Genomic DNA, 21,758 nt, shown 5'->3' with positions numbered 1-21,758 from the left:
CGCAGCCAAGGCATGCGTTGCCCAGCGCTGCGCGCCCAAAAATCGCCGGATGATCGGCCGGCGTCCCCTCAAAACATGAATATGGCCTCGCGTCAAAGGACGCGTTCTTCTGCGTGGTGCATGTCGTTTCCCAAAACCGCTGGCGCACTTTTGGGCGACATGCAGTGAGTTTCGATGCATGTCGTCTTCCCAAAACCGCTGCGCACTTTTGGGCGACATGCATTGCGCCTATTGCGCGTCGTCGCCGCCGGCGTCGCCATTCTCGCCATTGGCCCCGGCGTCGCTGCTGTCGGCGTTGCCATCGGGGGCTGCCGGCGCCGTCGTCTGGCCCGAGGCCTTGGCGGCGGCATCAGCCTGCTTCTTCTGCAGCGCCCGGTAACGGGCGACGTTCTGGTTGTGCTCTTCCAGCGTTGCCGCGAAGACATGGCCGCCATTGCCGTCGGCGACGAAATAGAGGTCGTCGGTCTTGGACGGATTGGCGACCGCTTCAAGCGCCGCTCGGCCCGGATTGGCGATCGGCGTCGGCGGCAGGCCCTTGATCATGTAGGTGTTGTAGGGCGTCTGCTTGTCGAGGTCGGACTGGTAGATCGGCCGGTCCGCCGGCTTTCCCTTGCCGCCGAACAGGCCGTAGATGATGGTCGGGTCGGATTGCAGCCGCATGCCCTTGGCCAGGCGGTTGAGGAACACCGCGGCGACGCGGGAGCGCTCGTCGCTTCTGCCCGTTTCCTTCTCGACGATCGAGGCGAGCGTGACGAAGTCGTCGATGTTGGCGATCGGCAGGTCGGCCGCGCGATGCGACCAGACATCCTCGACCAGCTTCTTCTGGTCGGCGACCAGCTTGTCGACCATTTGCTGCCTGGTGGCGCCGCGGGTGAAGCGCAGCGTGTCGGTGGCGATGGTACCTTCCGGCGGCAAGGTACGCGGCATGTCGCCGGTGAGCGCCTCCTGATCGGCGACGCGCTGCAGCGCCTGCTCGACCGTCAGCCCTTCAGGAATGGTAAGCGAGTACATCACCGACTTGCCGCTCTTGAAGAGCTCCATGATGTCGCGCATCGAGGCGCGCGGCTTGATGGCATATTCGCCGGCCTTGAGCGCCGATTCATTGCCCGTGGCGCGCACGCCGAGCCGGAAGATGCGGGCATCGCTGATCAGGCTGCGGCGTTCCAGCTGGTCCGCGATCTCCTGCACGCCGGTGTTCGGCTTGATCATGAAGGTGTCGCCATTGGCGGACGGGCCGGGCTCGACGAAAGCCTGCATGCCGAAATAGAGCGCCGCACCCGAGGCGATGACCGCAAGGATAACCATGGAGAGGAAGAAGTTCAGGAACACGACGAACTGGCTGCGCGAAGCGCGCGAGCGCTTCGACGGCGGCGGCGTGCCGGCTTCCGGGCGCAACGCCTCGGCCGCAGTCTTCGGCATGATCGGCACCTTTGTGCCCTGCCGTGCGAAATCCCCGTCGCCGCCCGGATTTGTGCTCCCAGGATTTGTGCTCATGGCGCCCTACCGTCTGATCTTGCAACGAATCCCCTAGCTACAAACTAGGGGAGAATTTGGCAAAAATGACGGCAGGTGGCGGGACTGCCGGCTGGTTGTCTTTTTCTGAGCAATCCCAGGGCGGAAAGCGCTGAGCACTCTTTCCGGGATTGCTCCCGTTGGCCTTTCAGCCATTGTAGCGCTGGAACACGAGCGAGGCGTTGGTGCCGCCGAAGCCGAAGGAATTCGACAGCGCGACATCGATCTGACGCTGGCGCGGCTTGTTCGGCACGAGATCGATCGCCGTCTCGCGTTCCGGATTGTCGAGATTGATGGTTGCCGGCGCGACGTTGTCGCGGATGGCGAGGATCGAGAAAATCGCTTCCGCGGCACCCGCGGCGCCCAGCAGATGGCCGATCGACGACTTGGTCGACGACATCGAGATCTTCGAGGCGGCATTGCCGACCAGCCGCTCGACGGCGCCGAGCTCGATCGTGTCGGCCATGGTCGAGGTACCGTGCGCGTTGATGTAGTCGACGTCGGCCGGCGAGAGTTTCGCCCGGTTCAGCGCCGCCATCATGCAGCGGAAGGCGCCATCGCCATCTTCGGCCGGCGCGGTAATATGGTGGGCATCGCCGGTCAGGCCATAGCCGGTGACCTCGGCATAAATCTTGGCACCGCGGGCCTTGGCATGCTCCAGCTCTTCCAGGACGACGACGCCCGCGCCCTCGCCCATGACGAAGCCGTCGCGGTCGCGATCATAAGGACGCGAAGCTGTTTCGGGGCTGTCATTGCGCTCGGTGGAGAGCGCCCGGCAGGCGGCGAAGCCGGCAATCGACAGCCGGGTGACCGGCGCCTCGGCGCCGCCGGCCAGCATCACATCGGCATCGCCCCACATGATCAGCCGGGCGGCGTCGCCAATGGCGTGCGCGCCGGTCGAGCAGGCAGTGACCACCGCATGGTTCGGGCCCTTCAGGCCGTGGCGGATGGAAACCTGGCCCGAGACCAGATTGATGATCTGTCCGGGGATGAAGAAGGGGCTGATGCGGCGCGGGCCGCGTTCCTTCAGGATCATCGCGTTCTCGGCGATGCCGTCGATGCCGCCGATGCCGGAGCCGATCAGAACGCCGGTGGCGCACTGGTCCTCATGTGTCTCAGGCTTCCAGCCGGAATCGGCCAGCGCCTCGTCGGCGGCCGCGATGCCGTAGAGGATGAACTCGCCGATCTTGCGCAGTTCCTTCGGCTCGAGCACAGCCTCCGGATTGAAGGTGCCGTTCGAGCCGTCGCCGCGCGGAATGATGTGGGCGATCTTGCAGGCAAGATCGTCCACCTCGAATTCGGTGACACGCCGACAGGCGCTGCGGCCGGAGAGCAATTCCCGCCAGCTATGCTCGACGCCCATGCCGAACGGCGAAAGCAGGCCAAGGCCCGTGACGACGACACGCCTCATCGCAGGTCCTCCCCGGTTATGCCTGCGAAAGAACTCAGGCCGAGGCCTTGTCGATGTACTTGACGGCGTCGCCGACGGTGAGGATGGTCTCGGCCGCATCGTCCGGAATCTCGACGCCGAACTCTTCTTCGAACGCCATGACGAGTTCAACCGTGTCGAGGCTGTCCGCGCCCAGATCGTCGATGAAGCTCGCCTGCTCCGTCACCTTGTCGGCATCGACGCCGAGATGCTCGATGACGATCTTCTTGACGCGCTCTGCGGTGTCACTCATTTGGGGCAATCCTCGTCTTAGGTTGTCTATCTTCGTTAGCGGGCGGAATGCCGCTAATCAAGCTGAAAGATGGTCTTGCGGGCAACGCAACGCCACAGGACCGGTTTTTGCCCGAACCGCCGGGTTGCGGGCCGCATTACACGAAAAATGACGGGCGTCCAAGCCGAAATGGCTGTTTTCACAGGCGCCCGCCCTGCCTCAGATCATTGCCATGCCGCCGTTGACGTGAATGGTCTGGCCGGTGACATAGGCCGCCTCGTTGGAGGCGAGATAAGCGACGGCGGACGCCACTTCAACGCCGGTGCCCATGCGCCGGGTCGGGATCGCGGCCATGATCGTCTCTTTCTGCTTGTCGTTGAGCTTGTCGGTCATGGCCGATTCGATGAAGCCCGGGGCGACGCAGTTGACGGTGATGTTGCGGGTGGCGATCTCCTGCGCCAGCGACTTGGAAAAGCCGATCATGCCTGCCTTGGAGGCGCAGTAATTGGTCTGGCCGGGATTGCCGGTGACGCCGACCACCGAGGTGATGTTGATGATGCGGCCATGGCGGCGGCGCATCATCGGATGCGTCAGCTCGCGGGTCAGCCGGAACACGGCAGTGAGGTTGACCTCGATCACCGAATCCCAGTCGGCGTCCGACATGCGCACGAACAGGCCGTCCTTAGTGATGCCGGCATTGTTGACCAGGATGTCGACACCCTCGAGATCGGCCTCCGCTTTCTGGCCGAGCGCCTTGACCGCGTCGCGGTTCGTCAGGTCCGCCGGAAACAGTTTTACGCGGTCGCCCAATTCGCCCGCCAAGGCTTCCAGCTTCTCCACACGGGTTCCGTGCAGGCCGACGATCGCGCCCTGGCTGTGCAGCACCCTGGCGATCGCCTCGCCGATGCCTCCCGATGCGCCGGTGACGAGCGCCTTCCGGCCGGTCAGTTCGAACATATCTTCAACCTCATTTTTCCAGACGGCTGCAAGCAGTCGCGTTCCGTATACGTCATATCGTCCAAGTCACGCTAGACAAGCGTCGGACATTGGCGAAGGCCTCCTTCCCGTCGTCATCCACGGGCGGAGCGGGAGCGAAGCGGACGCGTAGACCCGAGGATCCATGCCGTGACATTGGCCGAAGGATGCAACGGAGCAGAATTCTGCACCGCGGCGGCACTTCCAAGTCACGGCATGGATTCTAGGGTCTTCGCTGCGTCGCTTCGCTCCTTGCTCCGCCCTAGAATGACGAAAACGGGGCCTCACCCCAAAGCCGCCAGCGCGGCCTCGACTTCCGCCGCCGTGCCCACGGCGCCGGTGGCGATGTCGCGGTTGATGCGGCGCGCCAGGCCCGACAGCACCTTGCCTGCGCCGACTTCATAGAGGCTCGCGACGCCGTTGGCGCCAAACCATTCCACCGTCTCTCGCCAACGTACGCGGGCGACCACCTGCTCGACCAGGCGGCGGACGATCTCATCGGGGTCGCTGGTCGGGGTTACGGTGACGTTCGAGACGATCGGAACCACCGGCGCGGATTTCGCGACACCGGCCAGCGCCTCGCGCATGATGTCGGCGGCAGGCGTCATCAGCGCCGAATGAAAGGGGGCGGAAACCTGCAGCATCAGCGCCCGCTTGGCGCCTTTTTCGGTGCACAGCTTCGCCGCCAGCTCGACCGCCGGCCTGGCGCCGGAGATCACCAGCTGGCCGCCGCCATTGTCGTTGGCGATCTGGCAGACGGAGCCGTTGCCGACCTCGCGAGCTGCCTCGGCGCAAGCGGCCTCGACGTCGGCCTGTTCCAGCCCGATGATCGCGGCCATGGCGCCCTCGCCGGCCGGCACCGCCGCCTGCATGGCGTTGCCGCGGGTCCGAAGCAGCCGCGCCGCGTCGCCGACCGAAACGAAGCCGGCCGCAGCAAGCGCGGAATATTCACCAAGCGAATGGCCGGCGACATAAGCCACCTTGTCCTTCAGCGAGAAGCCGCGCGCTTCGAGCGCGCGCATCGCCGCCAGCGACACCGCCATCAGCGCCGGCTGGGCATTGGCGGTCAGCGTCAGCGTCTCTTCCGGCCCTTCCCAGATGAGTTTCGACAGTTTTTCGCCGAGCGCTGCGTCCACTTCCTCGAAGACGCGACGCGCTTCGGGGAATGCATCGGCGAGGTCCTTGCCCATGCCGACGGCCTGGCTGCCCTGTCCCGGAAAGGTGAATGCGACGGCCATTTTGAGGTCTCTCCAGAGGCTGGTTTTGTCTGCCTCTGGCGCAAGGCGGACAGCCAAGTCAAGCCCGCAGGCGTCTCTTCGGCCTGCATTTCGGTCGGAAATCCTGCTGACTGCCTGTTCCAAAAGGCCTTTTACTTGATCACACCTGATGAAAACCGCTCACGTTTAGTTTGCTGGCTCTTCTTATTTCCGCCACAGGCGCTAGCTTTGCGTGACATTTCGATGACAGTGGCGTGACGCGAGTGGAAGACGCGTGACAAGGGCCGGGGAAGCAAAGTGGCAAGGATCAGGAAAGGCGCGGCCAAACCCGCGCCGCAATTTTTGGAAGACGATCCGTCCACCGGCTATCTGCCGGGACGAGCCTGGCCGACCGTACGCTACGGCCTGTCGACGCTTCTTGCCTCAGCCCTGCTCGTCTTCGCGATCGAGCTGATCGTACGCGGCGATTTCTTCGGCACAGTCGATTTCTTCATGCAGCCCTTCAAGCCCGGCTGGACCACCATCATCGTCTTCGCCCTGGTGCTGCTCGGGCTGGACGCCATACTCGGCCGAAGCCACCAGAGCCTGATGATCGTGGCGCCGCTGACGCTGGCGCTGGCCTTTGTCGGCCACCAGAAATCGCGTTACCTCGGCGACCCGCTCTATCCCACGGATTTCCTGTTCGCCCGCCAGATCATGGCGCTGATGCCGCTCCTGGTGCGCGAGCGCCCGTGGACGGCCGTCATGCTGGCGGTCGGCATCGTCGGCGGTCTGACGCTGCTCGTCTACGGCTGGCGGACCTGGCGCCGGCGAGTACCCATCCTCAGCCGCAAGGGCCGCCTGGCGCGGCTGGCGCTTGCCGTGCCGCTGCTCGCCTTCTTCGTCTCGATCATGGACTACGCCACCTTCTCGTGGACGCGCGACCGGCTGCAGATCATCCCGATCATGTGGGACCAGAAGGAGAACTACGCCTCCAACGGCTTTGCGCTGGCCTTCGCGATGAACGTGCCGATGGCGCATGTCGCGGCGCCGCCCGGCTATTCCGAGAAGACGATGGCCGCGATCCAGCGCCCCGACGCCGCCGCTTCCATGCCGGACGAGAAGCCGGATATCGTGGTGGTGATGAGCGAATCCTTCTGGGATCCGACGCACCTGCCCGGCGTCACCATCAAGCCCGACCCGATCCCGACGGTCAGGGCGTTGCGCTCCGGCTCGATGTTCTCGCCCGAGTTCGGCGGCATGACCGCCAATATTGAGTTCGAGGCGCTGACCGGCTTTTCCAACGCCTTCCTGCCGGCCGGCTCGATCCCCTATCAGCAATATGTGCGCACCCCGACCCCGTCGCTGGCGACCTTCCTGAAGAGCCAGGGTTACCGGGCGCGCGCCATCCATCCCGGCACCAACTGGTTCTGGAACCGCGGCGCCGTCTATGCCGATTTCGGCTTCAACGACTTCCGCTCCGAAGAGACGCTGCCGCCGATGGAAAAGCGCGGGCCGCTGGCTTCCGACGCGGCGATGACCGACGAGATCATCCGCGAGGCCGACACCAGCGACGATCCGGTGTTCCTGTTCGCCGTCAGCCTGCAGAACCACGGTCCTTACGAGCCCTACCGCTACTACAACCCGACGCATTCGATCGACGCGCCGATCAGTTCCTGGGCGCGGGAATCGCTGCTTTCCTATGCCGAGGGGTCGGCCGACGCCGACCGCGGCCTGCAGCGCCTGATCGACTGGGCGAAGGCCCGCCAGCGGCCGACCATCATCGCCTTCTTCGGCGACCATCTGCCGCCGCTCGGACCCGTCTATGTCGAGACCGGCTTCCTCAAGGACAATGTCGCGCCGCGCAAGGAGCCGGCGGTCGCCGCGCTCGAACACCACGATACGCCTTTGGTTATCTGGTCGAACCGCTCCGGTCCGGTCGAGAACATCGGCTCGGTGAGCCCGGCCTTCCTGCCCTATCATATCCTGACCACGGCAGGCATCAGCCACCCCTATTACACCGGCTTCCTCGGCGCGCTGCGCGAACACTACCGAGTGGTCGACCGCAACCTGCTCCTGTCGCCCGTGGGCGAAGCAACGCCGGATTGGGCGAGGCAGAAGCAGATCGATCCGAAGATCAACGATTTCCGGCTCATCCAATACGACATGATGTTCGGCAAGCGGCTCTCGGCGCCCGATTTCTTCCCCGAGACGGTGAACAGGCTGGTCGCGCATACAAGCTGAGCTGACCGCGGTCACAGCCGATCGCGGCTATCCCGGTCCGTGGCGGGAAACGATGCTCCGATGCCGGGCCTTGGAAAGATTTCGTCGCTGCGATTTAGAGCAATTCCAGGAAAAGTGTGAGCGGTTTTCCGTCCGAAATTGCGTAAAAAACAAGGAGATAGGGCGTTTCGCCGTTTCCGTGAAACGGTGAACGCGCTAGACGTCAAAAGCCTGGAACGGGCTGGACCTTTCCACTCAGCCGAGCGCCAAGCGTCAAAGCGGCCGGAAAATTCTTGATCACGGCGCGCATGGCCGACGCGCCACCTGGCCCAAGCGCTATTTTGGCAATCAAGGCCGCGGCACGCAGACGGGTCGAGAATTGCCGACGCCATTCGCGTTCGTAGCGATGCCCGGCGGCGTCGCGGTCCTCGCGACGTTTGCCCGATACGATCAGTTCTCGCGCAAGCAGCCAGCCCGATTGCAGCGCCATCGAAATCCCTTCGGCGATGACAGGATGCGACTCGCCCGCGATGTTGCCGACACGGAAGATGCCCTGATCGTAACCGGCCCGGATGCCCGGATGAATCGGTCCCGCAGCCAGCCATGGGCCATCCAATTCGGCACCTGCCAGCGCAGTTCGCACGCCTCGGCACGAGGCCAGGACGTGGCGCGACACCGCATCCGCCGCCGCAATATTCCCAAAGCGCCGGCGCAGCCCGGATAGAACATCGCGGCGGATACAGCAGGAGATTGAAACCCGACCATTGTCCGCAGTTACCATCCCGCCATATCCGCCTGGGAATACCAGCAGCGGCATCAGATCGGGCGCCAGCGCGGCGCCGGTAAAATGCGCCTTGAAGCCGAAAAGGTCGGAGGGTTGGCTGGTTCTTTCAAGTTGGCTCGGAAGTTTCCCGGTTTCCCAGGATCCGTGCGCGGCAATGATGACGGGTGTGCTGAGCAGCTTCTGTTGCTGGTCGGATTCCACAGTCAGAAATTGCAAGTCATCGCGCCGGCAGATGGCGACTGCCTTGCAAGGCTGGAGGATCTCGACACCCGCACGTTCGGCAGCCTGCAGCAGGATGGTGTCCAGACGATCGCGGCCGAGCGCGCGGCCGAGACCCGTCTTGGCGCTCGGCATTCGCGCCTGCGCCGAGACATCGCCCGAAAAGAACCCGACGCGCCTTATCTCGGGGCCGGCTTCCGCGCGCCAGCTCTCGCCGACGCCCAGCTGATCGAGCAAGGCAAGGCTGGTGCCCGACATGAATTCGCCGCAGACCTTGCGGCGAGGAAATGCCACCTTCTCCACCATTGCCACCGACCAACCATGTTGGGCGAGTGCAATGGCGGTGGAACTTCCGGCAGGACCGGCACCGATGACAATTGCGTCGTGCATCATTTCGTATCGAGCGTGCTCGCGCCAACAAAACCTTGCGTAAACAGGCCTCTGCGGCCCTCCATCACGGGCGTTCCACCTGACAGTTGCCACAATTGTGAAAGTTCCGTGCCACGAAAACCGGCGCGCACACTTTGCGCTGCATCATTCAGCGTTACCGCACAGGCGCCGATCAATCGCAGAAACCGTGTCGCCACAAGCGGCACCTTGGCTCTCAACGGCTCCGTGGCGACGAGCATCGGGGCCATCGTCATCATCCGAGAAAACAGCTCCTGCAGACGCATGTCGTCGAAGTGGTGGAGGATAAGGTTGGCGCAAACAAGGTCGAAGGGCCTGTCCTGGGTCCAATCGAACAGATCCGCAGTCACGGGCTGCGCCCGCCAGCCCAATTCAGCGAAAGAGCTGCGCAAGTCCTCGCCTATCAAGCCGATCCTGTCGACCATGACGATCTCGACGTCGGGCCAATGGCGCGCCATCAGCCGCGCCACCGCCAGCATGAACTTTCCGTCGCCGGCGCCTATTTCGAGGATGCGCAGCGGCGGCTTTTGCACGTTTTGCCGCATCAGCGATGCCATGATCCTGGCCTGGAACATCAATGCATTGATGCGAACGAGATCGCGACGGGATGCAATCGCACGGGGATCGTCAGCCGGGAGGCCGTCGAGGAGTTCTGGCTCCAGATGCCGGATGTCTATGTCGGTCATGCGATGGATCGGAAATCTAGACTTCAGCCGGCAACCCGGCAAATAGAATTCGGGTCGTTCCTTCATGGCAGCGCGCTGCTGGTCGCGGAACCCGCATTTGAACCCACCCGGATACCGAAGAAAGTCGGTCCCTTCATGCGACATCGGAGGCTGATATCACAGTTTGCTAATGAGAAATATCGGCACCGCGCAATAAAATGCTCTATGCAGGCGTTTACCTTAGGAACGCTTCTCCAATTCGCAGACCTTATGAGCCCGATTGCGCTCATGCTCGGAGCTATTTTGTCCCCTCAAGCGTATCTGAACGGCATTGCCACGTGTGTCCCCGAACATGACGTGCATCGGTTCTTCCTCGGCTATGGAGCCTCGCTGCTTGAAAACGACGCGCAGCGCCTTGCGCTCTTCGAGCGAATGGTCGCTCTGGCCGGGATCGAACATCGCTATTCCTGCTTTGCGCCTGCCGACGATCCGCGCGGCGGGGCAATCGACCGCGACGGCACCTCGGTCAGAGGCTCGTTCGCCAGCACCGCAATGCGTATGCGGATGTACGAAGCCGCCGCACCGGAGCTCGCGCAAAGGGCCGTCGACAGACTTCTGGCCAACGACGACCGCTCGCTGATCACGCATTTGATCGTGACGAGCTGCACCGGCTTTTCGGCGCCCGGCATCGACCTCGAGCTGGTGCAGCGATGCGGCCTGTCGACGTCGGTCGAGCGCACCATCATCGGCTTCATGGGATGCTATGCCGCCATCAACGCCTTGAAGCTGTCGCGCCACATCGTGCGATCGGATCCGAAGGCCCGCGTGCTGATCGTCAACATCGAATTGTGCACGCTGCATTTCAAGGAGGCCACGGAGCTCGAGAAGCTGATCTCGTTCTGTCTATGGGGCGACGGTTGCGCGGCCTCGCTGGTGACAGCCGAGCCGCACGGCATCCTGCTCGAAAGCTTCCACGCGATCGTGGCGGCGGAGCGCAAGGAGCTGATGAGCTGGAATATCCGCGACGACGGCTTTGACATGGTGCTGTCCGGGCAGGTTCCCGGTGCCGTCCGTGAGACGCTGCGCAACGAGCATCCGGCCATCCTCGGCGGCAGGCCCGCCAAGGAGATTGATTTGTGGGCGGTCCATCCCGGCGGCCGCTCGGTGCTCGACGCGGTCGAGCGGGCACTCGAACTGAAGCCGGCCGCGCTCGCCGCATCGCGCGAAGTGCTCCGGCAATACGGCAACATGTCGTCGGCCACCGTAATGTTCGCGATGGCCGAAATGCTGAAGGAGCCGTCGGGCTTGCTCGGCTGCGGCATGGCGTTCGGGCCGGGATTGACCACCGAGACCATGATGTTCCGGACTGCCTGATGAAGTCGAACGCCATCCGGCACCGCGTCCGTGCTTTCGCAGCCCGTTGGCTGGTGCCCTACCTGCCGTATCCGCACTTCATGTGTGTGGCACCTCTTGACGCCGTGTTGCGGGTCCTATGGCGTGCGGAAGGCCGGCTGCCTCCCGTTTATTGGCCGCGCCTGATGCTCCTGTTCCTGATTTCGGGCATCAACACGATCGCCTCCCTGCCGGAGCGCGTGATCCTTGGGGCATGGCTGCGGCTGCGACCTCCCCGGATGGAACCGGATAACGCGCCTGTGTTCGTTCTTGGCTACTTCCGCTCCGGGACGACTTTTTTGCAGAACCTGCTGTCGGCGGACCCGGACCTGAGATCGCCGGGCTGGCCGCAGGTCCTGGCGCCTCAGACATTCGTTCTTGGCTGGGCCCTGCTGCGCTATCTTTTCGTGCCCTTGCTGCCGTTGACGCGCCTCGACGCGGTCGTGCCGGTTGGCGCCAGGCTGCCGGCGGAGGACGACTTCGCATTGAACAATCTGGGTGGAATGTCGATCCTGGCGGGACGCGCCGTGCTTCCCCGCCGGCAAGCCTTCTTCAATCGGTATCAGGATCTCGACTCGCTTTCGGCGCAAGAGCTGAACCGCTGGCGCTCACATCAGCTCGCTTTCGTGCAGAAGCTCACGCTCGTTGCCGGAGGGCGGCGACTTCTGCTCAAGTCGCCGAGCCACACGGCGCGCGTCCGCCACCTTTTGGAGCTGTTCCCTGGCGCCAAGTTTGTCCACATCTCGCGTCCGCCGGAAGCGGTGTTCCGGTCCAACCTTGTTCTGACGCGCGAGTTGCAGCGTGCGTTCGCCCTGCAGCCGCCGCTGCCCGAGCACGAGCAGGAAGAGATCATCGCCAGCGAATATCTCGCGACGGAAATGCACTATCTGGCTGATAGAACCCGGATTCCAGCCGCCGACCTCGCCGAGGTGCGGCTACAGGATCTGATTGCCGATCCGACGGGCGAGATGAAGCGGATCTACCGCGAACTGGGCCTGCCATTCTCCCAAGGCTGCGAGGAGCGCATGCTGCAAGTCGCCGCGACGTTCGGCAAACAGCCGCGCAACCGCCATCCCGACCTGACGGAAGGGCAGAAAGCGCGCCTAGCCCGCCTCGAACCGCTCGCTTCCAATTTCGGGCATGTGCCTGCGCTGCCTCCCGGACGGTCAATATTGACAGCCAACCGCGCATTGGATGACATGGCATCATGACGGCGGGCCCATGGTCATACGCAAGCTGGGCAGGTTTGGCCCGGCTGTTGCTCGTCCCTCTGTTGCTCAGCATCTGCGCCCCGCCGATCTCGGCGGTTGCCGACGAGCAAGGCGATGCGATCAAGCTGGTTGAGACCGTGCGCCAGGCGGCGCTCGTGCTCGGGCACGGCGGGCCCGCCGAGGCGCAGCTCCGCTCGATCTCAGCGGCCTTCGACGGAAAGGGAATTGCCCAGGCCGTGCTCGGGACGCGCTGGCGCAGCGCGAGCGCGGGCGACCGCGCCGCGGTGGTCGATGCGCTTCTTTATGCCATCGCACACGGGCTGGCCGACAAGCTGGAACGGACGCAGGACAAGACTTTCACCGTGCTCGGCACAAAGACCCTGGCCAACGGCGACATACTGGTGCGCAGCGAATTCCGCCGGCAGCTCCGCGGCCCGACGTCCGTGGACTGGCGTGTCCGCCGCTGCCGCGGGCAACTGTGTATCGGCGATGTCTTTGTCGACGGCGGGTCGGTGACCGTGCGGCAGCGGGACCGCATCGGCCAGATCCTCGCCGGCAATGGCGGCTCGATCCCCGCGCTTGTCGTCGATCTCAGGAAAGGCCGGGTATGATTCCTCGCTGGCGCTCATGTCCTCCCTCGTCGAATTGAGCAATGTCGGCCGCGATTTTGACGGCGGCCGCATCGTCGCCGTCGACGACGTGTCACTCGCAATCGGGAATGACGAGACCGTCGCGATTGTCGGCCGCAGCGGCAGCGGCAAATCGACGACCCTGAACCTGGTCTGCGGGCTCGACCGGCCGACCCGCGGCGAAGTTCGGTTCGAAGGGCGGGCCGTCAATGGAAGCGCTGCGTGGGCAGCGGTCCGGGCCAGCAGGATCGGCATCGTCTTCCAGAACTTCTGCCTGCTCCCCTCTTTGTCGGCGCGCGAGAACATCGAGGTGGCTCTGCTAGGAAACCTCGGCGGAGCGCAGCAGCGTCGCGCTCGCGCGCTGGAACTTCTGGCGCATTTCGGTCTTGCCGATCGCGCTGCGCTGCGGCCGGCCGAGCTTTCCGGCGGCGAGCGCCAGCGCCTTGCAATTGCGCGGGCGCTGGCCAACCGTCCGAAGCTTCTTCTTGCCGACGAGCCGACAGGAAGCCTCGACGTGCAGACAAGCCAATCCGTCATGGACATCATCGGCAATGCGCATCGCGAGTTCGGGACCGCAGTAATCGTGGTGACCCATGACGAGGACGTGGCCGCGTTGTGCGGACGCCGGGTCGAGATCTCGGATGGCCGCATCCGCTCGGACAGCCGGGCGGCGGCAATCTCAGCGCCCGCACCGGCATCGCGGATCGGCTAGCCCATGACGGAGCTGACCCTGCCCTTGCGCGGTCTCATCGCACGTCCGCTGCGCACTTTGCTCACGGTGCTCGGCATCGCCTTGGCGGTCGCCGGCTTCGTGGCGCTTACCGGCCTGACCGCCGGCGTCCAGCGCTCATTTGCGTCGGGAATCGACGAGAACGGCGCGGATCTGGTGGTTAGCCAGCGCAGCACCTTCAATTTGGTGAGCAGCACCGTGCCCAGAGCGCTCGGCCCGGCGCTTTCGGCGGTGCCGAATGTCGAGGCGGTGTCGGGCGTTCTCCTCAACATCACCACCGCCGACGAGGACGCCAATATCGTCATGGCCGGCTGGCCAAGCGGCAGCTTCCTGTGGAAAGACGTGCCGCTCGTGGCGGGGCGGCTCCCTGTGCCGGGGGACCAGTGGCCGGTGATCCTTGGCCAATCGATCGCCGGCGCATTGGACAAGCGGGTCGGCGATACCGTCGAGCTGCAGTTCCAGCCCTATCGGATCGTCGGCATCGCGTCGTTCTCGTCCATGCTGAACCAGAACAGCGCCATCGTTCCGCTCGAGGGGCTGCAGCAGCTCCTGTCGCGGGAGGACGCCTTTACCTTGTTCGAGGTAAGACTGAAGCGCCCGCTCGACGCCGACGGCATCGCCGCTGCCCGAACCCGGCTCGTTGCAGCCGCCCCGGGATTCGTGGTCGTCGACACCGAGCAGTTCGCCAACAGCATCCGCATCTTCGATCTGCTTCGGGCGATCGCCCGCACGATTTCGCTGGTCGTCATGGCGATGGCCTCGGTTGCGGTCGCCAACACGCTGCTGATGGCCGTGAACGAACGGACGTTCGAGATTGGTGTTCTGGCGGCGCTTGGCTGGGCGCCGCGGCGGATTCTTCGGCTCATCCTCATCGAAGGCGTCTTCATGAGCGCAGCCGGCGGCGTTATCGGCATCGTTCTCGGCGCCCTGACCATGGAAGCGGCGGCGAAGACAAGGGTCGCGGCGGGGCTGATCGTGCCCTATCTGTCAGGCTGGTCGATCGCCCAGGCGCTGATCTTCGTCTTCATCGCCGGGCCGCTCGGCGCACTCTACCCGGCTTGGCGCGCCACGCGCCTTCTCCCCGCTGAAGCGCTCCGCAGGATCTGACTTGCCGTGTCGGCCGGGCAGCGCTCCGGTGCCAGCAAAAGCATCGATCTGTCGTGTAAACGAAACGGCCGCTTCGCAGGTCCGCGGCATCGGCGACGCGGCCGGGCCTTGCCTTCCTGGCGAATTGCTATATAGACCCGCGCAATCTGCCGGTCCTTGCTGGGGGCTGAACGGAGGGCCGCGGCCTTTTCGAAGGTCGCGACACGAAGCCGGAAGGGCTTCCAGCCTCCCGTGTCTCCGCTCTCGACCGTCTCGTGATGCTCCTTTCTTCCCCGCTCTTTCGCGATCGGGTCAGACAAGTTGCAGAGGCTTAGCCGCGAGGGCCGGTGAGAGAAACGAAGAAAGGCACTTAAACATAATGGCTCTTTACGAACATGTGTTTCTTGCCCGGCAGGACCTGTCGCAACAGCAGGTTGATGCGCTTGTCGAACAGTACAAGGGCGTCATCACGGCGAATGGCGGATCGGTCGGCCGGATCGAGAACTGGGGACTGAAGTCCCTCACCTACCGGGTCAAGAAGAACCGGAAGGCTTACTACACGCTGATGGACATCACCTGCCCGCCGGCCGCGCTCAACGAAATGGAGCGCCAGATGGGCCTGTCGGAAGACGTCCTTCGCTTCCTCACCATCAAGGTGGAAGCGCATGAGGAAGGCGCCTCGGCGATGATGCAGAAGCGCGAAGAGCGCTCCGAGCGCGGCGGCTTCGGCGACCGCGACCGTGGCCCGCGTTCGTTCGGCGACCGCGACCGCGGTGACCGCGGCCCGCGTTCGTTCGGCGACCGTGACGGCGGCGACCGTGGCCCGCGCCGTCCGCGCGAAGGCGTTGAAGGAGGTGCAGAATAATGGTCGACATCAACCAGATCCCGACCCGGCGCCCCTTCCACCGCCGCCGCAAGACCTGCCCGTTCTCCGGCGCCAACGCGCCCAAGATCGACTACAAGGACGTGCGTCTCCTGCAGCGCTACATTTCCGAACGCGGCAAGATCGTGCCCTCGCGCATCACCGCCGTCAGCCAGAAGAAGCAGCGCGAGCTCGCCAAGGCGATCAAGCGCGCCCGCTTCCTCGGCCTGCTGCCCTATGTGGTTCGCTGAGGCCTGAAACTTCGATGCGGGCGCTTGGCGCCCGCATCCCCACCCACGGCGACGGGCGCCGCGGTTCAAATCAAATCCCGAGTTGGGGCCGGATGGCCTCTAACTGCCAGGACAGGCAGGACAGCGACAAGAGCGGCGAGCGCCGCAAAGAGCTTCCTGACCTGTTCCAGATCATTGCGCCAGCCTTCCGGCCGGCGCCAACCGAAGGAACGAAACCATGGAAGTCATTCTCCTCGAGCGCATTTCCCGCCTCGGCCAGATGGGCGAGACCGTCAAGGTCAAGGACGGGTTCGCCCGCAATTTCCTGCTGCCGCAGGGCAAGGCGCTGCGCGCCAACGAAGCCAACAAGAAGAAGTTCGAGGGCCAGCGCGCCCAGCTCGAAGCCCGCAACCTGGAGCGTAAGTCGGAGGCCGCGCAGGTCGCCGAGAAGCTCGACGGCAAGAGCTTCATCGTGGTGCGCTCGGCCGGCGAGACCGGTCAGCTCTACGGCTCGGTGTCGACCCGCGACATCGCCGATCTGCTGATCGCCGAAGGCTTCACCGTCAACCGCAACCAGGTCGAGCTCAACCAGCCAATCAAGACCATCGGCCTCTCCAACGTGGCGATCGCGCTGCATCCGGAAGTCGAGGTCACCGTGACGCTCAACGTCGCCCGTTCGGCCGACGAGGCGGAGCGCCAGGCCAAGGGCGAGACGCTGACCACCGCCGAAGCCATCTATGGCGAGGACATCAACGACAACGCCCGGCCGGAGAATTTCTTCGACCCGAACGCCGAATTCGAAGGCGGCGAAGAGAACGCCTGATCTCCGGACCTGATTTGGCACATCCTCCGAAGCGTCGCTTCGGCTCGCAGACGTCCAGGATTTCTGGACCAACGCCCGGGTCTTTGACCCGGGCTTTTTTGTGCCAAAAGGAACTTTTCGACACCCCATATCTTGTGCACATTACAGCGTGGCGCGTCGATTGGACGCGGGCGAGGCGCCGTGGCATTTTCGATCTGGCATTCCAGTCCGATTACCGGGTGATCCGACTGAGGGGACATTTGGTCATGAATATCCTGTTGAAACACGTTCTCGAACGCCTGGTGCGCGCCGGCGACCTCAAGGTGACCGGACCGAAGGGCGCGACGCACAAGTTCGGCGACGGCAGCGGCGAGCCGGTGCATATCCACATCAAGACCACGCATGCCGAGCGCGCCATCACCTTCGATCCGATGCTGGCGGTGCCCGAAGCCTACATGGACGGCGAGCTCGACGTGATCGAGGGCGGCGTTCTCGGCCTGATGCGCATCGCGTTCCAGAACATGGGATCGAGCGGCATCGACGTAACCTGGTCGAAGGCGATCGAGGGGCTGCGCCACGCCTTCCGCCGGCTGCAGCAGATCAACACCGCCGCGCGCTCGCGCCGCAACGTCGAACGCCACTACGATCTCTCGGGCGAGCTCTACAAGCTCTTCCTCGACGAGGACATGCAGTATTCCTGCGCCTATTTCGAACAGCCCGACATGACGCTCGACGAGGCGCAGCTTGCCAAGAAGCGCCACATCGCCGCCAAGCTGCGGCTCAAGGCCGGCCAGACGGTGCTCGACATCGGCTCCGGCTGGGGCGGGCTGGGCCTCTATCTCGCCAAGGTCTTCGACGTCGATGTGCAGGGCGTCACCCTCTCCACCGAACAGCATGGCGTCGCCACCGACCGCGCGCATGCGCAGGGCCTGCAGGACCGCGTGCATTTCGAACTCAAGGATTATCGCCACATCAACGAACGTTTCGACCGCATCGTCTCGGTCGGCATGTTCGAGCATGTCGGCGTCAATCACTACCGCACCTTCTTCGACAAGGCCGCGACGCTGCTCAAGCCCGACGGCGTGATGCTGCTCCATACCATCGGCCGTTCCGGCGTGCCGTGGGCGACCAGCGCCTTCGTCCGCAAATACATTTTCCCGGGCGGCTACATCCCGGCGATGTCGGAGGTGATGCCGGCGATCGAGAAGTCGGGCCTCGTCGTCACCGATATCGAAATCCTGCGGCTGCATTACGCCGATACGCTCAAGCATTGGGGCGAGCGCTTCGCCGCCAACCGCGACAAGGCGAAAGCGATCTATGACGAGCGCTTCTGCCGCATGTGGGAGTTCTATCTCGCCGCTTCCGAGGCCGCCTTCCGCTGGCAGGACCTGGTGATCTTCCAGTTCCAGATCGCCAAGAAGAACGACACGCTGCCGATGACGCGCGACTACATGGCCAAATGCGAGAAGGCGCTGGAGCTGCGCGATATCGGCCACCAGGAGCCGGCGGCGCCGGCGCCCTCCAAGCCGACCCGCCGCAAGAAGGTGGGGTAGCCGCGCAATGCCGCTTGCCATTGCGGCCTGACGCCACGAAAAAGGTCTCGTTCGCGAGACCTTTTTTCATGACCTACCTCATCTACACCGCAGCCGCTCTTGCCGAGATCGCCGGCTGCTTTTCGTTCTGGGCGTGGTGGCGGCTGGAGAAGTCGGCGCTCTGGCTTCTCCCTGGCCTCATCTTGCTGGCGCTGTTCGCGTCGCTGCTGTCGCTGGTCGGCACGGATGCGGCGGGCCGCGCCTACGCCGCTTATGGCGGCATCTACATCGCCGCGTCGCTCGGCTGGCTATGGCTGGTCGAAGGCGTGCGTCCCGACCGCTGGGATCTGGCCGGCGCTGCGCTCTGCATCGTCGGCGCCTCGGTCATCCTGCTCGCTCCAAGGGGAGCCTGAGATGGAACTGCCCGCCCCGCTCCGGCAAGGCGTCGACAGCCTCTTGGAGAAGGTACCATTGCCGGCGCTGAAGCAGGCGGCGCGGACGCTCTCGGAGCGCTACCGCGCCGAGCTGCGCGACGGCCGCCTGCATATGGGCGAAGACATGGCCGTCAAGGCCTATCTGGCGACGCGGCTGCCCGCCACCTATGCCGCCGTGCGCGCCAGCCTCGATGCCTTGATCGAGGTTCGCCCCGACTTCCGGCCGGCGAGCCTGCTCGATGTCGGCGCCGGGCCTGGCACCATGCTGTGGGCCACGTCAGACGCCTGGCCGGAGTTGGAACAGGCGGTTCTGGTCGAAGCAAGCGCCGCGGTACGCAAGGTCGGGCAGTCGCTTGCGGCCGGCACGATCGCCGCCCGCGCCGAATGGATCGCCGGCGACGCCACCATCGATCTCGACGACATCAAGCCCGCCGACCTCGTCAGCGCCGCCTATGTGCTGGACGAGATCGTGCCTTTATCGCTGCCGAAGCTCGTCGGTCGCCTCTGGCAGCTCACGGTCGACACATTGCTCATCGTCGAGCCTGGCACGCCCGCCGGCTGGCAGCGCATCCTTGCCGCGCGCCGCCAACTGATTGCGGCCGGCGCGCATGTTTCCGCACCCTGCCCGCACGCGGCGCCATGCCCGCTTGCTCCGCCCGACTGGTGCCATTTCGCGCGCCGCCTCGCCCGGTCGCGCCTGCATCGCCTGGTCAAGGAGGCCGAGGTGCCATGGGAGGACGAGAAGTACATCTACCTCGCCGCCTCCCGGCAGCCCGCGCCTGCGCATTCGGCGCGGGTGATCGCGCCGCCAAAGGGGGGCTCCGGCAAGGTGGTGCTAAAACTCTGCCAACCGGACGGCAGCGCCGGCGAGCGCCTGTTCAGCAAGCGCGACGGCGAGTTGTTCAAGGCGGCGCGACGGGCTGACTGGGGCGATGCGGTGGACTGAGGCAGCGTAGGCCGATGAAATCGGGAGAAGACGTATCGTCGATGCCCGTCGCTACTTTGGAGATCAGCCGACGCGCGCGAACTTCGTCATCCACGGGCGGAGCGACGCGAAGCGGCGCGCAGACCCGAGGATCCATTCCGTGCCGTTGCGCGAAGAATGAGGCGGCGCAGAACGAGCTCGTTCTGGCTCGCCGCGACGCTCACAGGTCACGGAATGGATCCTCGGGTCTGCGCGCGTCGCTTCGCGCCCGTGAATGACGATTTCACCAACGTTTCGGCTAATCTCGAAGGTGAACGCCCAAAAGAAGCAACTTGCTACTTTGGCGATCAGCGAGGACGTCCGCGATTCTTTGCGCGAGCGGATGCGGCTGGTCGGTTGTGAGCGAGCGTTCGACGACAATCGGTCGCCCGAATGTTCTTGCTTCGTTCCAAATTTGCAACTAAGAATGGCCGCTTGCCGAGTCAACCGGAATCAGGCCCCCGGAATACTGTCCTGTGGATGGTTTGCCGATCCTGTGAACATTGGGGCGTCAAGCTGGTTGGACCGAGGGTGTTGCAGAAAGGTCAGCATCGAATCTTCCCGTTCTGATATCGAGGACAGCGGGATCAAAACCGGGGATATCATGGCAGAGGCGGCACTGAAATTCGGCGCGGCGGAAACGCCGCTCTATCGCGAAGCACCGAACAACATCGAGGCCGAGCAGGCGCTGCTCGGCGCCATCCTCGTCAACAACGACGCCTTCTATCGTGTCTCCGATTTCTTAAAGCCGGCGCATTTCTACGAGCCGCTGCACCGCCGCATCTTCGAGATCGCGGCCGAGCTCATCCGCATGGGCAAGATTGCGACGCCGATCACGCTCAAGACCTTCCTGCCGGCCGACGAGAAGGTCGGCGACATGACAGTGGCGCAATATGTCGTGCGCCTCGCCGTCGAGGCCGTCACCGTCGTCAACGCCACCGACTATGGCCGCGCCATCTACGACCTTGCGACGCGCCGCGCGCTGATCACCGTCGGCGAGGACATGGTCAACATCGCCTATGACGCGCCGGTCGACATGTCGCCCTCCGACCAGATCGAGGATGCCGAACGGCGGCTGTTCGAGCTTGCCGAAACGGGCCGCTATGACGGCGGCTTCGAGAGCTTCAACGATGCGGTCAAGACCGCCGTCGACATGGCCAACGCCGCCTATATGCGTGACGGCCACCTGTCGGGCATCGCCACCGGCTTGCGCGACCTCGATCGCCGCATGGGCGGCCTGCAACCCTCCGACTTGATCGTGCTCGCGGGGCGCCCGGGCATGGGCAAGACCTCCTTGGCCACCAACATCGCCTTCAACATCGCCGAGGCTTACGTTCCGGCGCAGCAGGCCGATGGCAGCTTCAAGGCCGCCAACGGCGGCGTCGTCGGCTTCTTCTCGCTCGAAATGTCGTCGGAGCAGCTCGCCACCCGCATCATCTCCGAGCAGACCGAGATCTCGTCCTCGAAGATCCGCCGCGGCGAGATCACCGAGATGGATTTCGAAAAACTCGTCGCCTGCTCGCAGACGATGCAGAAGATCCCGCTGTTCATCGACCAGACCGGTGGTATCTCGATCGCGCAGCTTTCCGCCCGCGCGCGGCGTCTGAAGCGCCAGCGCGGCCTCGATCTCATCGTCATCGACTATATCCAGCTGATGCAGGGCTCCTCCGCGCGCGCCTCGCAGAACCGCGTGCAGGAAATCACCGAGATCACCACGGGCCTGAAGGCTTTGGCCAAGGAGCTCGGCGTGCCGATCATCGCGCTGTCGCAGCTGTCGCGTCAGGTCGAAAGCCGCGACGACAAGCGCCCGCAGCTCTCGGACCTGCGCGAATCCGGCTCCATCGAGCAGGACGCCGACGTGGTGCTGTTCGTCTATCGCGAGGAATATTACCTCAAGAACCGCGAGCCGAAGCTCGGCACCGAGGAATACATCAAGTGGGAAAACGAGATGAATGAAGCGCGCGGCAAGGCCGAGTGCATCATCGCCAAGCAGCGCCACGGGCCGACCGGCACCGTCAGCCTGGCCTTCCACGGCGAATTCACGCGGTTCTCGGATCTGGCGGAAGAGCATCATCTGCCGGAGAGGTTCGAGTGAGTTGAGACAGGTCTCACTCCGTCACCCCCCTCTCTGTCCTGCCGGACATCTCCCCCTCAAGGGGGGAGATTGGATGTCGCATCGGCTTTCGCCAATCGCCGACGTTGCAAGATGGGCGCCGTCGGCGAAACTGCCGATCTCCCCCCTT

General features: G+C 64.4%; 20 protein-coding genes. 13 read left to right on the top strand and 7 right to left on the bottom strand.

Translation table 11 applies throughout. The features are described from left to right. Positions 1-228 precede the first annotated feature (228 nt). From mltG to fabD, 5 genes are all read right to left on the bottom strand, one after another. Positions 229-1,419 (bottom strand): endolytic transglycosylase MltG, encoded by a 1,191-nt coding sequence (mltG, locus tag CK219_RS12260; RefSeq protein WP_245340461.1) that lies wholly within the window; start codon positions 1,417-1,419, stop codon positions 229-231. 241 nt (positions 1,420-1,660) lie between these two features. Next, positions 1,661-2,923 (bottom strand): beta-ketoacyl-ACP synthase II, encoded by a 1,263-nt coding sequence (gene fabF / locus CK219_RS12255; protein ID WP_095767010.1) that lies wholly within the window; start codon positions 2,921-2,923, stop codon positions 1,661-1,663. A gap of 34 nt (positions 2,924-2,957) precedes the next feature. Next, positions 2,958-3,194, bottom strand: a complete 237-nt coding sequence (locus CK219_RS12250; RefSeq protein WP_006203723.1) for an acyl carrier protein — start codon at positions 3,192-3,194, stop codon at positions 2,958-2,960. Positions 3,195-3,392: 198 nt separating this feature from the next. Next, positions 3,393-4,130, bottom strand: coding sequence for a 3-oxoacyl-[acyl-carrier-protein] reductase (gene fabG / locus CK219_RS12245; RefSeq protein WP_095767009.1), 738 nt, complete (start codon positions 4,128-4,130; stop codon positions 3,393-3,395). 302 nt (positions 4,131-4,432) lie between these two features. Then, positions 4,433-5,386 (bottom strand): ACP S-malonyltransferase, encoded by a 954-nt coding sequence (fabD, locus tag CK219_RS12240; protein WP_095767008.1) that lies wholly within the window; start codon positions 5,384-5,386, stop codon positions 4,433-4,435. A gap of 276 nt (positions 5,387-5,662) precedes the next feature. Between fabD and CK219_RS12235 the strand changes: the two genes are divergently transcribed. Then, positions 5,663-7,588, top strand: coding sequence for an LTA synthase family protein (locus CK219_RS12235; RefSeq protein ID WP_095767007.1), 1,926 nt, complete (start codon positions 5,663-5,665; stop codon positions 7,586-7,588). Between the two features lie 202 nt (positions 7,589-7,790). Here CK219_RS12235 and CK219_RS12230 read toward each other — a convergent pair whose 3' ends face one another. Both CK219_RS12230 and CK219_RS12225 read right to left on the bottom strand, forming a co-directional pair. Beyond that, a complete protein-coding gene (locus CK219_RS12230; protein WP_095767006.1) occupies positions 7,791-8,963 on the bottom strand; it encodes an NAD(P)/FAD-dependent oxidoreductase in 1,173 nt (390 codons plus the stop codon). Beyond that, positions 8,960-9,523 (bottom strand): class I SAM-dependent methyltransferase, encoded by a 564-nt coding sequence (locus CK219_RS12225; protein WP_348628334.1) that lies wholly within the window; start codon positions 9,521-9,523, stop codon positions 8,960-8,962. Before CK219_RS12225 ends, CK219_RS12230 begins: the two co-directional genes overlap by 4 nt. Here CK219_RS12225 and CK219_RS12220 point away from each other — a divergent pair. The 12 genes from CK219_RS12220 to CK219_RS12165 all read left to right on the top strand — a co-directional run bounded on the left by CK219_RS12220 (position 9,425) and on the right by CK219_RS12165 (position 21,610). Further along, positions 9,425-11,017 (top strand): type III polyketide synthase, encoded by a 1,593-nt coding sequence (locus CK219_RS12220; RefSeq protein WP_348628333.1) that lies wholly within the window; start codon positions 9,425-9,427, stop codon positions 11,015-11,017. The genes CK219_RS12225 and CK219_RS12220 overlap by 99 nt on opposite strands. Beyond that, positions 11,017-12,246 carry a sulfotransferase gene (locus CK219_RS12215; RefSeq protein WP_095767005.1) on the top strand — a complete coding sequence of 410 codons (1,230 nt, stop codon included), beginning with the start codon at positions 11,017-11,019 and terminating at the stop codon, positions 12,244-12,246. The genes CK219_RS12220 and CK219_RS12215 overlap by 1 nt, the downstream gene beginning before the upstream one ends. A gap of 35 nt (positions 12,247-12,281) precedes the next feature. Then, the gene (locus CK219_RS12210; protein ID WP_176476996.1) at positions 12,282-12,857 is read left to right on the top strand and encodes an ABC transporter substrate-binding protein; all 576 of its coding nucleotides are present in this window, start codon (positions 12,282-12,284) and stop codon (positions 12,855-12,857) included. Between the two features lie 16 nt (positions 12,858-12,873). Continuing rightward, entirely contained in the window at positions 12,874-13,587 is a 714-nt protein-coding gene (locus CK219_RS12205; protein WP_095767003.1) for an ABC transporter ATP-binding protein, read from the top strand. A gap of 3 nt (positions 13,588-13,590) precedes the next feature. After that, positions 13,591-14,712 carry an ABC transporter permease gene (locus CK219_RS12200; RefSeq protein WP_095767002.1) on the top strand — a complete coding sequence of 374 codons (1,122 nt, stop codon included), beginning with the start codon at positions 13,591-13,593 and terminating at the stop codon, positions 14,710-14,712. A 358-nt stretch (positions 14,713-15,070) separates the two neighbouring features. After that, on the top strand, positions 15,071-15,556 hold the full coding sequence (rpsF, locus tag CK219_RS12195) for a 30S ribosomal protein S6 (protein WP_095767001.1): 486 nt from the start codon (positions 15,071-15,073) through the stop codon (positions 15,554-15,556). Then, on the top strand, positions 15,556-15,804 hold the full coding sequence (gene rpsR, locus CK219_RS12190) for a 30S ribosomal protein S18 (RefSeq protein ID WP_006203718.1): 249 nt from the start codon (positions 15,556-15,558) through the stop codon (positions 15,802-15,804). The genes rpsF and rpsR overlap by 1 nt, the downstream gene beginning before the upstream one ends. A 217-nt stretch (positions 15,805-16,021) precedes the next feature. Then, on the top strand, positions 16,022-16,606 hold the full coding sequence (rplI, locus tag CK219_RS12185) for a 50S ribosomal protein L9 (RefSeq protein WP_095767000.1): 585 nt from the start codon (positions 16,022-16,024) through the stop codon (positions 16,604-16,606). Between the two features lie 245 nt (positions 16,607-16,851). Continuing rightward, positions 16,852-18,138: a cyclopropane-fatty-acyl-phospholipid synthase family protein gene (locus CK219_RS12180; protein WP_095766999.1), complete on the top strand. Its 1,287-nt coding sequence runs from the start codon at positions 16,852-16,854 to the stop codon at positions 18,136-18,138. A 68-nt stretch (positions 18,139-18,206) separates the two neighbouring features. Next, entirely contained in the window at positions 18,207-18,530 is a 324-nt protein-coding gene (locus tag CK219_RS12175) for a YnfA family protein (RefSeq protein ID WP_095766998.1), read from the top strand. A gap of 1 nt (position 18,531) precedes the next feature. Further along, positions 18,532-19,497, top strand: a complete 966-nt coding sequence (locus tag CK219_RS12170) for a small ribosomal subunit Rsm22 family protein (protein WP_095766997.1) — start codon at positions 18,532-18,534, stop codon at positions 19,495-19,497. A gap of 622 nt (positions 19,498-20,119) precedes the next feature. Continuing rightward, a complete protein-coding gene (locus CK219_RS12165; protein WP_095766996.1) occupies positions 20,120-21,610 on the top strand; it encodes a replicative DNA helicase in 1,491 nt (496 codons plus the stop codon). The last annotated feature ends 148 nt before the right edge of the window (positions 21,611-21,758 follow it).

It is taken from the genome of Mesorhizobium sp. WSM4313 (assembly GCF_002294725.1).
Lineage (GTDB): Bacteria > Pseudomonadota > Alphaproteobacteria > Rhizobiales > Rhizobiaceae > Mesorhizobium.
The sequence above is the reverse complement of the archived record's forward strand: the minus strand, read 5'-3'. Positions and strand labels throughout refer to the sequence as shown.